The sequence below is a fragment of the Anaerococcus sp. NML200537 genome, assembly GCF_026131715.1.
GTDB classification, from domain to species: domain Bacteria; phylum Bacillota; class Clostridia; order Tissierellales; family Peptoniphilaceae; genus Anaerococcus; species Anaerococcus kampingae.
The window spans coordinates 16,919-32,853 of the sequence record NZ_JAMXSL010000026.1; the positions used below are offsets into that span (position 1 = coordinate 16,919).

The 15,935-nt window shown below is 36.0% G+C and carries 16 protein-coding genes; 1 reads left to right on the forward strand and 15 read right to left on the reverse strand.

Translation table 11 applies throughout. The features are described from left to right. Positions 1-74: 74 nt before the first annotated feature. The 6 genes from NH288_RS07870 to NH288_RS07895 form a co-directional block, all read right to left on the reverse strand. Positions 75-620 carry a DUF3793 family protein gene (locus NH288_RS07870; RefSeq protein ID WP_106460916.1) on the reverse strand — a complete coding sequence of 182 codons (546 nt, stop codon included), beginning with the start codon at positions 618-620 and terminating at the stop codon, positions 75-77. Positions 621-623: 3 nt separating this feature from the next. Further along, a complete protein-coding gene (locus tag NH288_RS07875; RefSeq protein WP_106460917.1) occupies positions 624-1,055 on the reverse strand; it encodes a flavodoxin in 432 nt (143 codons plus the stop codon). Between the two features lie 480 nt (positions 1,056-1,535). Then, positions 1,536-1,700, reverse strand: a complete 165-nt coding sequence (locus tag NH288_RS07880) for a FeoB-associated Cys-rich membrane protein (RefSeq protein WP_234025844.1) — start codon at positions 1,698-1,700, stop codon at positions 1,536-1,538. A 113-nt stretch (positions 1,701-1,813) separates the two neighbouring features. Then, on the reverse strand, positions 1,814-3,967 hold the full coding sequence (gene feoB, locus NH288_RS07885) for a ferrous iron transport protein B (protein ID WP_265214455.1): 2,154 nt from the start codon (positions 3,965-3,967) through the stop codon (positions 1,814-1,816). Beyond that, on the reverse strand, positions 3,964-4,191 hold the full coding sequence (locus tag NH288_RS07890) for a FeoA family protein (protein ID WP_106460920.1): 228 nt from the start codon (positions 4,189-4,191) through the stop codon (positions 3,964-3,966). Before NH288_RS07890 ends, feoB begins: the two co-directional genes overlap by 4 nt. Continuing rightward, positions 4,191-4,415, reverse strand: coding sequence for a FeoA family protein (locus NH288_RS07895; protein ID WP_106460921.1), 225 nt, complete (start codon positions 4,413-4,415; stop codon positions 4,191-4,193). The genes NH288_RS07890 and NH288_RS07895 overlap by 1 nt, the downstream gene beginning before the upstream one ends. A 249-nt stretch (positions 4,416-4,664) precedes the next feature. On the opposite strand from NH288_RS07895, the gene NH288_RS07900 reads away from it, so the two are divergent. Further along, the gene (locus tag NH288_RS07900) at positions 4,665-5,678 is read left to right on the forward strand and encodes a threonine aldolase family protein (protein ID WP_265214456.1); all 1,014 of its coding nucleotides are present in this window, start codon (positions 4,665-4,667) and stop codon (positions 5,676-5,678) included. Between the two features lie 53 nt (positions 5,679-5,731). Here the strand turns inward: NH288_RS07900 and hydE are convergent, their stop codons facing one another. The 9 genes from hydE to NH288_RS07945 all read right to left on the reverse strand — a co-directional run bounded on the left by hydE (position 5,732) and on the right by NH288_RS07945 (position 15,832). Continuing rightward, positions 5,732-6,754, reverse strand: coding sequence for a [FeFe] hydrogenase H-cluster radical SAM maturase HydE (hydE, locus tag NH288_RS07905; RefSeq protein ID WP_265214457.1), 1,023 nt, complete (start codon positions 6,752-6,754; stop codon positions 5,732-5,734). Positions 6,755-6,851: 97 nt separating this feature from the next. Beyond that, the gene (locus NH288_RS07910) at positions 6,852-7,475 is read right to left on the reverse strand and encodes a phosphohydrolase (protein WP_265214458.1); all 624 of its coding nucleotides are present in this window, start codon (positions 7,473-7,475) and stop codon (positions 6,852-6,854) included. Then, positions 7,468-8,157 (reverse strand): acyl-ACP thioesterase domain-containing protein, encoded by a 690-nt coding sequence (locus NH288_RS07915; RefSeq protein ID WP_265214459.1) that lies wholly within the window; start codon positions 8,155-8,157, stop codon positions 7,468-7,470. Before NH288_RS07915 ends, NH288_RS07910 begins: the two co-directional genes overlap by 8 nt. Before the next feature lie 34 nt (positions 8,158-8,191). Continuing rightward, complete coding sequence (locus NH288_RS07920) at positions 8,192-9,403, reverse strand: S41 family peptidase (RefSeq protein ID WP_265214460.1); 1,212 nt, start codon at positions 9,401-9,403, stop codon at positions 8,192-8,194. Between the two features lie 120 nt (positions 9,404-9,523). Then, positions 9,524-10,936 (reverse strand): alanine/glycine:cation symporter family protein, encoded by a 1,413-nt coding sequence (locus NH288_RS07925; RefSeq protein ID WP_265214461.1) that lies wholly within the window; start codon positions 10,934-10,936, stop codon positions 9,524-9,526. Between the two features lie 286 nt (positions 10,937-11,222). Then, the gene (locus NH288_RS07930) at positions 11,223-12,104 is read right to left on the reverse strand and encodes a class C sortase (protein WP_265214462.1); all 882 of its coding nucleotides are present in this window, start codon (positions 12,102-12,104) and stop codon (positions 11,223-11,225) included. Beyond that, positions 12,079-12,960, reverse strand: a complete 882-nt coding sequence (locus tag NH288_RS07935) for a class C sortase (RefSeq protein ID WP_414731756.1) — start codon at positions 12,958-12,960, stop codon at positions 12,079-12,081. Before NH288_RS07935 ends, NH288_RS07930 begins: the two co-directional genes overlap by 26 nt. Then, positions 12,950-13,930: a class C sortase gene (locus NH288_RS07940; protein WP_265214464.1), complete on the reverse strand. Its 981-nt coding sequence runs from the start codon at positions 13,928-13,930 to the stop codon at positions 12,950-12,952. Before NH288_RS07940 ends, NH288_RS07935 begins: the two co-directional genes overlap by 11 nt. Positions 13,931-14,020: 90 nt before the next feature. Further along, a complete protein-coding gene (locus NH288_RS07945) occupies positions 14,021-15,832 on the reverse strand; it encodes a collagen binding domain-containing protein (protein ID WP_265214465.1) in 1,812 nt (603 codons plus the stop codon). Positions 15,833-15,935 lie beyond the last annotated feature (103 nt).

The window sequence follows — 15,935 nt, forward strand, 5'->3', positions numbered from 1 at the left end:
TTACCCAAGCAAAAAGACCTAAATTCTAATTCTTAGGTCTTTTTTACATTCAATGATATTACGTTTTTAGGATTTTATACAATTACTAGTTTATCTATATCTTGGCCTTTAATGTAGGTGTCCATATAGGCCTTTCTTGTTTTATCGTAAAGGGCGAAGAGTTTTTCTTTTTCTTCTTTTTGGCTGTAGACCTTCCAGTATCCACAGCAGAGGTAGTTTTGGCCCTTGTTTGCGATAAAACCTTCCACATCTTCGTATGGGTAGCCTAAAAAGCATCCAATCTCATGGGGGAAATATCCTAATGATAGCTTTTTGATAACGCATGATAAGCATTTATCAAGAGATTCAACTTCATAGTCTAGGCTCTTTAGGAATATTTTTATCTGATCTTCAGCTAGGTAGGCTTGTAACTTATCTTTTCTATATACAAATATCAGTGAGCCCTTGTCATTTTTTGCTACCTGTCTAAAATATATATCAAATTTATTAAATCTCTTATTCCATTCCTTTAACAAGTCTATGATATATTCCCTGCTCTTGCCTGCAATTCTGAAGAGATTGGCAGGCTTGATGTTGGCTAGGACTTGGGTGCAGTGGCTAAGTAGATAGGACTCACCCATGACTTAAAGTGCTTTTGCTAGGCTTTCAGCAAGATTTCTGCAAGCTTCAAGATCTTCATCTTGTGGAGTATCATAAGCTATTAGACCATCTGCTACTAGGTTGATATTGTCATCTTGGCATCTAGATGTCCAGTTTTGCATCCATTCGCCATCTGCCCATTCGTATGAACCAAATAGGACTACTGGTTTATCAGCAAGTTTGTCTTCTACTGATTCAAACATTGGTTCAAATGAACCATCTTCTAGCTCTTCTGAACCCATAGCTGGGCAACCAAAGGCAAAGCCATCATAATTTGCTACATCATCAGCTGAGAAATTATCTGAAAAGATTTTTTCTGCTTCATGACCTAGGTCATTTAGTTTGGCTGTGATTTCATCTGCCATCATGTCTGTGTTACCTGTTCCTGACCAATATACTACTGCTACTTTACTCATTGTTTTTTCCTCCAAATTTTTAATATTTTTTAGTTACATTCTAACTATGTGTACCCTTTTTCTTTCGGGTAAGATTTATATTTGATATCATAATGATAATGATAACCTATATCATACTTTATTTAAAAAAATAAAGTTTAATCTGGATCATCACCTCGACATATTTATATACTATTTAAGTCTATCTTTATCGGATTCTTCCTGACTTAGTCTATCAGAATGAAATAGAAATTTGATTGTCAAGGGATGAGCCTTGTGAAGGCTTATGTGATATTGATAATTTTTATCAAAAGCCTTCCAAAAAAAATTAAGTATCCAGCCTAGACATCAGAAATTTAGCATAAGACTATTTATTAATTCCTTTAAGATTTGACTTTTCTTTTCTAGTCAATTTTAAAATTAACTATTATAGGCTTATATATTTTTCTTTATGCCTGGCATCTTTGTTGTATTTTCGTTTTTAATATTTTTAGCCTAGTCCTAGTGGCAACATGATTTGTGATCATTGTTGCTAGAACATCCTGAACAGCCTCCACAATCACCTGATGTTTTCTTGATAAATCTTGAGTAGATTATATAAGAACATGCTGCAAGTACTAAGATTAGGATAATCCATGATGGTAAATTCATTTTTCTTCCTTTCATTTATAAGCCCGCCCCCCTTAAAGGGGGCTGACTTAAATTTAAGCTTTTACTTGATTTATGATTTTAAACTTGAAAGTTTAGTTTAAGGACTTACTTTCAAGCTTCCCTTTAATCTAAGCTTTGGCTAATGATTCGTTGTAGGCTAAGTTTTTTCTAGAGCTTCCTTTTCTTACTACCATGTAGATGAAGAAGATTAGGGCTACTAGTCCAAGTACTGTTCCTATGCCAAATTTACCATAAGCTAAGAAGCTTGCTAGTTGATAGAAGATGAAGCTTACTATATAAGCAAAGCCCATTTGATAGCCTATAGTTATGGCTGTCCACTTATTATCATCCATTTCTGTCTTGATAGCACCTACTGCTGCAAAACATGGCATGCAGAGCATGTTAAATAGTAAGAATGAATAACCTGCTACAGGTGTTCCTATTGCGGCACCGAAGGCTTGGAGTAACTCAGGTGTATCTGATGAAACATCACTACCTAGACCTAAAACAACTCCCATTGTAGAAACTACGTTCTCTTTTGCTACGAAACCTGATATTGTTGCAACTGTTGATTGCCAGCTTCCAAAGCCTATTGGTCTAAAGATTACGCCGATTATGGAACCTAATACAGCTATGATTGATCCTTCTGAGTTTTCTTCAATTAAGTGTAATCTGAAGTCAAAGTGTGTTAAGAACCAAATTATAACAGCTGATATAAAGATTATTGTTCCAGCTCTCTTAACATAGGCCTTAGACTTATTATAAACATCAGTTAAAACTGATTTTACTCTTGGTGCGTGGTATGGAGGTAATTCCATAATAAATGGTGCTGGTTCATCTGCTAGTGCCTTAAATTTCTTTAGGATAATTCCTGAAAAGACAATTGAAGCTATACCAATCATATAGAACGAGAATGATACCAAGGCTTTGTTTTCTGGGAAAAATGCTCCTGCTATAAGGGCAATTACTGGTAATTTTGCTGAACAAGGCATGAAAGTAGATGTCATGATTGTAATCTTTCTATCTCTTTCATTTTCGATTGTTCTTGATGCTTGGACACCAGGTACACCACATCCTGTTGCAACCATGGCTGGGATAAATGATTTACCAGATAGACCAAATCTTCTAAAGAGTCTGTCCATGATGAAGGCTACCCTTGCCATATATCCTATATCTTCTAGGATTGATAATAGGGCAAATAGAACCATCATTTGTGGTAAGAATCCAAGTACTGCTCCCACACCTGCAAGAGCTCCATCTGTTATCAATGATTGAATAACTGGGTTTACATTAGCGCCTTCCATCCAAGCTCCAACTGCTGGTATTAGGTTATCTTCAAAGAAACCATTTACTAAATCTGTGCCCATGGTTCCTGGTGAATGTTCATAAACTGCACCGAAAAATACCAAAAACATTACTAGGGCAAAGATTGGTAGACCTAAGATTCTATTGGTTACAATCTTATCAACCTTATCTGTTAAGCTTACCTTTGGTGGAGCCTTTACTAGGACATCGCTTGAAAGATTAGCTAAGCTTTCATATCTAGCTGTGGTGATGATTGATTCAGCATCATCTTCTAGTTCTTTTTCCAGCTTATTTCTAGCCTGATCTACCTTAGTTTTTAGCTCTTCTGTCAATTTGATATGGCCAAGTGATTCTTCGTCATTTTCGAAGGCCTTGATTGAATAATATCTAGATAAATCTTCGCCAACTATTGGCTTTAAGTCAGCTTCAATTGGTTTAAGGGCTTCTTCTAGGTCAGAATCAAAGAGCATTTCTTTTGGTTTTTGACCATCTTTTGCAACTTCTAATATTTTTGCTATCAATTTATCAACACCCTTTTCCCTAGCTGCTATAGTTTCAACTATTGGAATATTTAGTTTTTCTTCTAGGGCCTTGATGTCAATCTTATCTCCCTTTGATTTAACTATATCCATCATGTTTAGGGATATAACCATTGGGATTTCAAGCTCTGCTAGTTGGCTTGTAAGGTAGAGGTTTCTAACTAGGTTTGAACCATCTACTAGATTTACTATTAGGTCAGGTCTTTCATTTATAAGATATTCTCTTGAAACAACTTCTTCCATTGTATATGGAGAAAGTGAATAAATACCTGGCAAGTCTTCTATTATTACATCTTTGTGGCCTTTTAATACGCCTCCTTTTTTATCAACAGTAACCCCTGGCCAGTTACCTACCCTTTGATTTGAGCCTGTTAGGGCATTAAATAGGGTGGTCTTACCTGAGTTTGGGTTACCAGCAAGTGCTATTCTTATACTCATATCTTTTCCACTCTTATATTCTTTGCATCTTCTTTTCTAATACTTAGTTCATAACCTCTAAGGTTAATTTGTATAGGATCTCCTAGTGGAGCAAGTTTTCTTACAAAAATTTCTGTGTTTTTTGTAATTCCCATATCCATGATTCTTCTTTTTGTAGGGCCATCGCCCTCAAGTTTTACAACTTTTACAGTATCCCCTACTGGCACTTCATTTAAAAATGGCATTAGGCTGCTACCTCCTTAACAATTATCTTACTAGCTAATTCTTTATTAAGGGCAAATCTATTATCATCAATAGTAAATATGTAGTTGACCCCATCAAAATTCAAAAGCTTAATTATTCTACCTTTAGCAAAACCTAGGTTATTTAGGTGTTTTATGATCTTTTCATCGCCCTTAAGTTTGATTACTTCGACAGTATCACCTATGCTATAAAATGTAATAGGCATAATCTCTCCTCTATAATTTTAGTTTTATTGCAATATTTTTAAAATCAGGATGTCATATCCTTGTACTATTAATATATCATAGCCGATAATGAATATCAATACTACTTACTAGAAATGTTTGATATAAATTATCAATCTCATTCACACAGCTAACAGGAAAACCTTATTTATTAAATTTTATCTAATTTTTTTTAAAAATGTTATAATAGAAGAAATAAAACTAAGTGAAATTTATAGGAAAGAGGTTATATGTATTTTTTTGTTAATGATTATAATTCTATCTGCTATCCAGAAATCTTGGATGCTTTAAAAGAATCTATAGATGAGAAAAATCTTGGCTATGGCTTTGACTATCACTCTGATAAGGCCAAGACCCTTATTAAAAAAGCTTTAGGGGATGAGGATGTTGATATTTACTTTCTTCCTGGAGGGACCCCTACCAATATCATTGGAGCGACTGCTGGCATGCGCCAACAAGATTCTATTCTTTCTGCCACTACCGGCCATATAGAGGGCCATGAAGCAGGGTCAATTGAGGCTACAGGTCTTAAAATCGAGCTTATAGAGTCAGTAGATGGGAAAATTAATCTTGAAAATCTAAAAAAGGCCTACGCATCTTTTAATACAGAATATGTTACAGTTCCTAAAAAGGTCTATATTTCAAATACTACAGAGCTTGGAACAGTCTATAAGAAAAAAGAAATAGAAGAAATCTATGATTTTTGTAAGGAAAATGGTCTTTATCTCTTTATAGATGGGGCTAGGATGGCGGCAGCCCTTGCAAGTGATCATTGCGACTACAGCCTAAAAGACTTGACTAGAATGTGTGATATCTTTTATCTAGGAGGAACCAAGGCTGGTCTTCTCTTTGGCGAGGCCTTGATTGTAAAAAATAAAGACCTTAAAAAAGATTTGATCAACCTTATCAAGCAAAAGGGAAGTCTCTTAGCCAAGGGTTTTGTTCAAGGAATTATGTGGGAGAGGGTCTTTTCTGAAGATGACTTTTACCTAAGGGGCAGCAAGGTCGCCTTTGAGATGTCAAAACTTCTCGCATCTGGCCTTGTAGAAAAAGGCTATGACCTTGCCTATCCATTTGAGTCCAACCAAGTTTTCCTTAGGGTTTCTGCTAACCAGTATGAAAAAATGGCAAAGTTTGCTTACTTTGAAATTATGTCTGAAGAAGATGATGAAAAAGTAATCAGACTTGTAACTACCTTTAGGACCAGCAAGGAAGATGTGGAAGGCTTCCTGGAAAAATTATAAAATTCATAAAAAAATCCATGACTTTTGGTTTTATTCCAAAAATCATGGATTTTTTAATTCCTATCTCTAACATCGCCCCTATCGGTTACTATCTGATAGCCAAAGCTAGCTATTTCCTTTTCGAGGGCCTTTTTGGCTTCCGCTGCTTCAAGGCCTGTATTTAATTTATTGTCATAAAGATTGTAAGACTTTTTGGCCTTTGCTGGAGATAGGTTTGGCATGAGGACATTGGCCCCTGCCTTAAGGCCTAGCTCTCTGCCCTTAGGATTTATGGTGCCTAGGGCTGTAGTTGCTGGTATTAGGGCGTAGGGGAAGACTATCCTTAGGATTGCTACCATCCTCAAGGTCTTTGTGAAAGACCCATCCTTAAAGTCCTTAAAGGGTGTATCGTGACTTACCAAAAATGGTCCAATTCCTACCATATCTGGCTCTAAATCTTCTAAAAATCTGATATCTCTTATCAAATCATCTGTAGTCTGGTAGGGACTATCAACCATGAATCCTCCCCCAACTTGATAGCCTATTTTTTTAAGATTATGAAGGCATTCTTGCCTATGCGCTAAGCTCATCTCTTTAGGGTGGATTTTGGCATAGTGGTCTGGATTTGATGTTTCCTGTCTTAGAAGATACCTATCAGCTCCCGCATCGTAAAAGGCCTTGTAGTCTTCATAGGATCTTTCGCCTAGAGATAGGGTTATAGCTGTATCTGGATATTTATTTTTAATTTCTCTTATAGCATCCACAACGAAATCTCTGCTGAAGCTAGGGTCTTCTCCTCCTTGCATGACAAAGGTCCTAAAACCAAGCCCATAGCCAAAATCAGCCGATCTTAGGATTTCGTCTTTGGCAAGCCTGTAGCGGTTGACATGATCATTTGATCTTCTTATCCCGCAATAATAACAATTATTTTTGCAGATGTTTGACACCTCAATAAGGCCTCTGATATAGACCTTGTCGCCGTAATTTGCCCTTCTGATCTCATCAGCCCTTTCCATCAGGCTTTCAGTCATGGATTCGTCTTCTATATATTTTTTGAGTTTGTCATATGGAATATGGTTGATTTTTCTTTTTGTCATAAGTCCTCATAAAAAAAATTGAGGAGGTCATGCGACCTCCCTGGGTTGATAAAATAAATTCATTTATAATATACTCAAATATACATATTTTGCAATATTATTTTTGATCTTTGAATAAATTATAGGGAAATTTGTAAGACCTTCTCCTAGGCACATAGGATCCTATTTCCTTGCTAAGGATTTTTGCCAAATCTTTCTGCCAATTATCTATTATATTGCTAATTTCTGAATTCCTAGATTCTACTTCGACGTCATTTTTATCAGCAAGGCTTGAATATTCATTTTTAATATAATGATCCACAACAATTACAAGCTTTTCATAGAGAGTCTCCTCTCTTTTCTCAAGAAATTTGCCTATAAAATCTAAGTCAAATTCAGATACATTTTTCTCTCCATTATAAGAATCAATGCTATCTGTGACAAAGCCATATCCTAGGGCTATACGGGCGGGTAAAAAGTATGATTCACTTCTTAAAAACCTGTATCCTTCCAATAAATGAGCCATATTGTTATAGCCAAGGCCCTTACCAATATTATAAAGACTCCCACAAGCAAGTGCTATATCTGGGTCAAGGCCAATCTCTTTTGCAATTTTTTCGCAAGTTTTGCCAACTAAGTGGGAATGGATTATCCATTTTGTGGGATTTGTGGCAAAGGCCTCATCCATTATGGACCTTATCTTATCCTTGTTTGGAATATTTCCAAAATTTTCCTTATACATATCTAATCACTCCGTAGCTATGGTTAGTATTTTCTGAATCTATAGAAAAGTCTACTTCATTTTCAGTATTTCTATAAGATAGGCTGATTTCTTTTTGGTCTTTTATTTCATTTTTGTAAATTATTTTTATATAAGAAATCCTATCTTCCCTATTTTTTTCAATCTCTTTTAGAAAATCAAAATAAATACCATTATTGACATGACCATTTTCATCAAAATCTGCCTGCCTAATTATAATTTGTTTTGAATTTACAAAATCACTTTGCCTTTTAAAATCTTTGCCAGCATAGATTAGCTTTTCTTCCCCGTAGGCTTTTTGAATGTTTTCATCTATCGGGATTAGTTTTCCTTTAAGCCTGTCAAATAGGATAAGTTTGGCACAGGCCCTTGCTATTTCTTTTCCATCTTTTTTGACAAGGAAATTTCTATAGGCATAAAATCTTTTTATCTGGGTAGGAATAGATGTAATTTCTATAACATCATCTACCTTTATATGCTCATCAATTTCTATATCCCAAGAATAAACCAGCCAGGCCTTGCCTTTCATATCTAGATCTTTCTCAACCTTAGCAGATTGGATAAAGGATACATCAAACATAAGGCCTGTCAAATTTTTAAAACTTAGAAAAGCTTCTTTGTTGCAAAGCATGGATCCTATCCTATAGGTCATTGTCTCTTTCATACTTACCCCTTTAAAAAAAGGACAGATAACTGCCCTATTTTTTGTTTCCTATTTCTTTTACAAGTTCTGTTAGAGCCTTTAGGAATTGATTATCTTTGGTAAAATCATTTTCGTTTAGGTCTAAATTTGGGTTTTTATTTTCTACTTCTACATCAGGTTTAACACCAATTTTGTTGATTTTTTCGCCATTTGGTGTCTTGTATTCGCTAATTGTAATCTTTGCACCAGCGCCATTATCTAGTGGGAATATCTTTTGAACTACTCCCTTACCAAATGATTTTTCTCCAACTATCTTAGCCCTTCCCCTATCTTTAAAGGCACCTGCTAGGATTTCTGAAGCTGAAGCTGAGTTTTCGTTTATTAGGGTAACCATTGGAATATCGTCAAATTCTTTATCTGACTTCTCGCTTACGACATTGCCATCCTTATCTTCTGTGGTTACTACTACTCCCTCATCAAGGAAGGTATCTGCTATATTTAGGCAAACATCTAAGGCACCACCCGGATTATTTCTTAAATCTAAGATAAGTCCTTGGATTCCTTCATTTTTAAGCTTGGCATATTGGTCTTTGAAATCATCCCAAGTTACATCGTCAAAGGCAGTTAATCTCAAGTAGCCAATCTTTGTTCCCTTTAAATCTAGGGTTTGAGACTTGACTGTATCTACTTTCACATCACGTCTTTCAACTTCGACATCTATTTCCTCGCCCTTTGGATTTTCTTCACTTACTCTTAAAAGCTTAAGCTTCACCTTTGAGCCAGCTTCACCTCTAATTAGGGCAACAGCCTCTTCAAGTTCACTACCTGCGAAGTCTTTGCCTTCGACAGCTTTTATAAAATCACCCGATTTTAAGCCAGCTTCCTCAGCAGGAGAGCCTTCAAAGACTTGGATAACCTTGATAAGACCTTCTTTAGAATTGGACACGCTTATACCGATACCCTTGTATCTACCATCTAGATTTTCCATAAGCTTAGAAAACTCTTCTTTTGGATAATAAGCAGTGTAAGGATCGCCTAGGTTTGCAAACATGCCCTTTAGGCTGCCTTCATAGAGCTTGTTCTCATCATAATCAAAAAGGAAATTTCTATCAAGCAATTCCTTAAGGGAAGCCATCTCACTTGTCAATTGGTTTGATTTTATACTTCCCTTGCCGCCTATATCCATATTTGTTCCTAGCATAAATCCTGCAAAGCCAATGCCTGCTATAAGGCAAAGGCTTAAGATAAATTTACCTATTTTTTTCATAATTTTTCCTTTCTAATAGGACCTTCCTATTTACTAATAATAATATTATATCACAAAAGCCTTAGCTAGCACTAATAATTTGCTAAGAAAAAAGCCAGGATGTGCCTGGCATATAATTTTCTATTTCCAATAATCTAGTTTGCTTTCATCAAGGCCTATATTTTTTGCCATAAATACTGGTTCTTGGCCCTTTTTTCTTTGGTCTATATAATCATTTAAGGCTTTTATAGATATACCGCCTAAAAGCAAGATTGAAGATATATTGATTATTGTCATAATTCCCATAAGTAGGTCAGCAAAATTCCAAACAAATTTCATTTCCATGCCGGCTCCCACAAAAATAACAAGGCTTGCTATAAGTCTAAAGCAAATCATCACATACTTATTTGGTGTCTTCTTAAATAAATATGAAAGACAAGAATCACAATAGTAAAGATTGCCCAGAAGAGTTGTAAAGGCAAAGAGAGCAAGGGATACTGTTATAAAAATATTGCCGTAAGATCCAAATACTGTTTCTAGGGATTTTTGTACTAGTGGTGAACCAGCAAGTTCTTCTGTTGGGACAATACCTGAAACAAGAGACATAAAGGCTGTAGCTGTACAAATTACAATGGTATCAAGAAATACAGAAATCATCTGTACAAGTCCTTGCTTTACAGGATGGCTTACTACAGCGCTTGCTGCAGCATTTGGAGCTGAACCCATACCAGCTTCATTTGAATAAAGACCTCTCTTAATTCCCTCTACTAGGGCAGATCCTGCCACCCCACCAAAGATTGCCTTGAAGTTAAAGGCATCATCTATGATTAATTTAAACATGGCTGGGATGTTTGAAAAATTAATTACAATCATGACAAGTGACATCAATACATAAATTAGACCCATAAAAGGAACTATAAAGGATGTAAACTTGATAATCCTCTTGCCACCACCGAGGATGCAGTAGCCAGCAACTAGGGCTAAAACTGCCCCTATAATCCATGGAGTAGTATTTTTATCATAAAAACTGTAGACCCTAAATGAGTCTTGGAGGTTAAAGGATGCAAGCATATTAAAGCCCAAAGCATAGGTTAAAATCAAGGCTATAGCAAAAATTACTCCTAGCTTTCTAGAACCAAGACCCTTTTCTATATAATAGGATGGTCCACCGTAAGAAGTTCCATCATCAGACCTTCTCTTATAAATTTGGGCAAGGGTTGATTCGATAAAGGCTGAGGCCCCACCGATTATAGCTATAATCCACATCCAAAATACAGCACCAGGACCACCAAGGCAGATGGCATTGGCAACCCCTACAATGTTTCCCGTACCTACACGAGAAGCTGTGGAGACCATAAGGGCTTGAAAGCTTGATACGTCATCATCACTTTCTGGTTTTTCTACAATTACCTTAAAGGCATCGCCAAGAAGCCTAAATTGGATAAAGCCACTCCTAAAGGTAAAATAAAGTCCAGTTGCTAATAAAATTATAATCAGGATTGGATAGTACAAATATCCGTTGATTGTCGATATAAAGTTATCAATAAAACTCATAAGATTCCTTTCAAATTCAAACCAATTTCAAATTGATTTTTAGGTCGTTCGTTCACTAATCTACTATAGTGAAGTAATTCTTTTTTATTTTACTTTTCTATGAATAATAAGTCAAGATTGTTGATGGATGTGCTTTTTGCAAATTAAGGCAAGTTTGATTAATAGATATTTATAGCAAATTCGATAACAAAATAATTTAATATATATGAAAATATTTGAATAATAAAAACAGGATGACTTATATTATTATAAAGCTATCCTGTCTTTGGTATTTTCTTTTGAAATTTTATAAACTTACCCTTATTCTCTTTGCAAATCTTCTTAGGGTGTATATGAATCCTAAACTTCCTAATATCGCTCCAATAAGTGTTGCGATTTTACTTATTCTTACAAGCTTATCGCCCTTTTCATCTTGGTTTTGGCTTGCCTTTAGGCTGCCATCTGAAAGTTTGAATTCCTCAGCTGGTCCTGACTCATCTCTTATAGCATTTACAAGGAGTCTATCAGGTCTAGGTGGCAAGAATGGTGAACATGTCAAAAGGGTTATCATGTCCATATCCTCTCTTGGGGCTAATTTATCCCAATCATAAGGTCCTATAACTTCCTTATCACTTACCACATATCTCATTGTTTGATTAGCTCTTTCGATGTAGATGTAGTCACCTTGTTCTAGCTCATCTACATACAAAAACATAGTATCACCCCACCAGCCCCTATGTCCTGCTATGGCGCATCTTGTGCCCTTGCCACCTACTGGTATGGCTGTACCTGCTACCTGGGCTACTCCCCTTGAAATATGCTCTTTTGTGGCATCTAAATATAGGGGAAGATACTTATCAAGTTTTGGTATAGATAGGTAGGCAAAAGGTGTGTTGGTCTTTGTGAACATATCATAGCCATTTTCATAATCATCTGTTGTAAAAGGGTCTTGAACGCTCATATCAGAATTCTTGATTATTTCATTGTAGGCTAGGGCCTTTTTGTTTTCTTCATCGATTTTTTCCTGACTCTTTGCTTCCTCTTGCTTTTCAAAAGATTTTTTTGCAGAAGATGCGCTTATATCGTGGTATGACCTGAGTATTAGGGGACTAGTTAAGAGGACTAGCCCAACTAAAATAAGGATATATCCCAAAAATGATTTTTTAGTTAGTTTTATTTCTTTCTTCAATTTCTCTAAGCTCCTTACTTAAGTGGTCTGTTTTCTTCTTTTCTCTAAAGAGGGTTAGGGTTAGGACAAGTATTATAGGAATCATTACTAAAACCATCCTAAAGAAGTCAATCCTGGCCCTAGGTGTATTGGCTATACCATCATCAATAGCTGCCTGATAAGGAATCCTCTCTCCCCTTACTAAAAGTCTGTGGGAGTTGATCATATATGGTGTACAGGTTAAAAGTGTCGCATAATCATGACCTTCCACTACTAGGACCGGCTCAAAATTAGATGGCTCTACAACTTGTATTTTATCTACCTTATAGGCGATGGTTTCTTTGATATTTGTGATATAAAATACATCTCCATAGGACATCTGGTCTAGATTTCTAAAAAGCTTGGCATTAGGCAGGCCCCTGTGGGCGGTGATGACTGTGTGGGTTGACTTACCACCGATTGGAAGGGAAGTCCCCTCCAAGTGGCCTGCACCTTTTTGCAAAACATCATCAGATGATCCAGCACGAATAGGAATATCCACACCGATTTTGGGGATATTTATATGACCTACCATCTCTTCTACCTCTAGCATCCTGGCATAGTCTGCCCTTGCAGCCTTTTCTATATCGGTATAAGGATCGGCAAGCCTAGATGGGTCTAGGGTTTTGTTATAGGCCTCTGCAAGTGCCATCCTCTTATCCAGATCTTCTGGTGGAAGGGCTTTGGCAGCCTTAACGAAGGTTATAACCTCATCTTCCTTTTGAATTTCATAATATTTTTGACTTATAAGAGGATAGGAGAAGATCAAGAGCCCCAAAAGAAAGATGCCTATAAACATGAGTCTATTGGGCTTTTTCTTATTAGGATTAGTCATCATAGTCTCCATCATCTGCCGCTAGATTATCAAAGAGGTCTCCCTGACTTTTTGCCTTTGGTTTAACTATTGTAAGGCCCTTCTTAGAAATCTCTGCGATCTTTTTAAAGTACTTCTTGTTATCCCTTCTTAGCTTAAGGATTAAAATTATAAGGATTAGGATAAGGATAAGTGAAGCAAAGAAGAGGATTCTAAATATCCAGTTATTTCTGCTTTCTCTGATTAATTCTTCATCGACTGCTGGTACATAAGGCACCCTGTGGCCCCTAACAATAAGCCTGTGGGTGTTGATCATGATTGGCGTACAGGTTAAAAGTGTCGCATAATCATGGCCTGGACTTATGAGAAGGTCATCAAAGTTTGATGGCTCTATGACCTTGATTTGATCTACCTGATAGGCAATTATTCCCTCTATATTTTCTATGTAGAACTTATCACCTATCTCAAGCTGGTTAAGATGGGTAAAGAGGGTGGCTTCTGGAAGACCTGAGTGGGCTGTAAGGACTGTGTGGGTGGAGTTACCACCGATAGGAAGGGAAGTACCTTCCAAATGGCCTACGCCCTTTTGGAGGATATCCTCGCTAGTACCTGCATAGATAGGGAGTTTTTGATTAATCTTTGGTATATCAACAGTACCAATCATCTCCTCTACTTCCAGCATCCTAGCATATTCCTTGCGGCCTTCTTCTTGTTTCTTACGGCTATAAGGATCTGATGCAATCTTGCCTGACAAGGACTCGTTGAAGGCCTTGGCAAGGTTGATACGCCTGTCTATTTCCTTAGTATCAAGCTTTTTGGCCCCTTCTGAGAAGGTTGAAACCTGCTCATTAGATTCTATACGATAATAAAGCCTAGAAATAAGCGGATACATCATAACCATAAAGCCTAGTAAGAAGATAAGCCTAAATATCCATTTGCCTTTTTTGGATTTTTTCTTATTTACTTTTTTTGCTTTTTTGTCTTTTTTCGCCATTGTTTTTCCATTCATAAAAGAGGGGCGTAAGCCATCTGACTTAGAGCCCCTCTAATAGATTATAAAGAAGATTACTCTTAAGTAAATCTACTATGCTATTCTAGGTTTTTCTGCTGACCTGACTAATTTTACACCAGTTATTAAGAGTATTAGGCCAATAACAGCCATAATCAAAATTCTAATATCACCAGTCTTAACAATAGGTCCTCTTATAATCTTAGTCACACCTGTAGGTGTGTAATCTGTTGTAACTGTGTTTTGTCTTGTTATTTTTGTGGTTGGTTTTTCAGTTGTGATTGTAACATTTGGATAATTTTTGATAAATATTGCCGCTTGCGAATCACTTCCAGCCTTGATAGTAAACTTGATAGGTTGACTTTCTGGATTAAATCCTGTAGGTGCCTTTACCTCTCTTAGGGCATAGTCGCCATATTCAAGGTCGTTTACAGAAAATTCTCCCTTATCATTTGAAGTTACCTGATAATTTTTACCATCTCTTTGGACAGTAATATATTCTCCATTAACAATCTTTTGTACTTGGAAAACAGCTCCCCCAAGTCTCTTGGCCTTGTCGGTGTTATCAGTTTTCACAAATTTATAACCACCTTTTGTAACTACGACATCAGAATGTATCTTAGCATTTGTTATAGTTAAATAAGGTTGATTATCTTTTTCTTTTGTAGTCATCTTACCATCTTTATAGGTAAATTCATACTTTTTGTCTGTGTCGGCCTTATATCCTTCAGGAGCCTTTGTCTCTTTGAAATAATATTCGCCATCTGGTAGGCCTTCTACAAAGATAGAACCTTGGCCACCTGTGCTTACTAATTCTAAGTCACCTTTTTCGTCATAGGTATATTCACCCTTGGCATTTAGCTTAAATTTTACAGGACTATTATCCTTTTTAAACAATTTAAACTCAGCACCATTTAAGTATGCACCTGACTTGTCATCTACTTTTTTAAGTAGTGGGTATCTTTTGTTTTTAACTTTCACTTCTCCTGAACCAGGTTTAAAGGTGTCTGAAACTTTTCCAATATTATCCTTATTTTCATAGCCTGCTGGAGGAGTTACTTCTTCAAAGAAAAATTCACCTTCTGGTAAGTTTTCTACAGTCAAACTTCCATTATCCCATGTTGTTAATACACTCTCAAGATTAGAAGTTGGATCATAAGTATAGGATCCTTTTGCTATTTCTTTGACAGCAATAGGAGTTTTTTTATCCCCATCCTTTTTATAAAGTTTAAATTCTGCCTTATTTAATTTCGTATTAGGGTTATCTTGGTCAACCTTGATTAAAGTTATTGAAGTTTCTGGATTTTTAACAGTTTTTTTCATGTTTACTATCATAAGGCCGTCTTCAACAGTATTTGCTGAGACTTCTTCAATTGTTGTTATTAATTTTTGGTCATATTTATCTTTTGATTCGTCTGTTTCCTTTATGAGATAAAAACCAGGCTCTAGATTTTCTAATACAATTTTTTCAAAGGTTCTTTCCTTATCAAACTTGTCTTTGCTTAAAGTTTCGACAAGTTTACCATCATCATAAATTAAAGATTTATTGGATAAGATTCCTTCGCTTTTTAGCTCTTTTTCAACCTCTACCATAGGTAAGGCATGAAGTCTCTTTGCTACTTCCAAGTGATCTCTTTTTTCATAATCTTTTGGCAATTTAAAATATTTAACTTGTCTAGCATTTGCTTTTATGTCTTCTGTGTCGGATTTTCTATCATCAACATGGCTTATGTTTAGCTCTACCCTGTACTTTCCACCACTTTCTGCTGGATTTGGCTTAGCTTCAGTTGATTTAGCAAAACTTTTTATACTAGGAATAAATATACTAAGTACCATAATCAAAGGCAAAACTAGTCCTAGAATTTTATCTTTTACTATCTTTTTCATTCTTCCTCCTAGAATATAATCAGGCCTTTACTTCTTAATTCTTGCAATATATACTTACTTGGCCTTTTTAAGGAAATCTATATAAGAGTTTCTTATATATAAT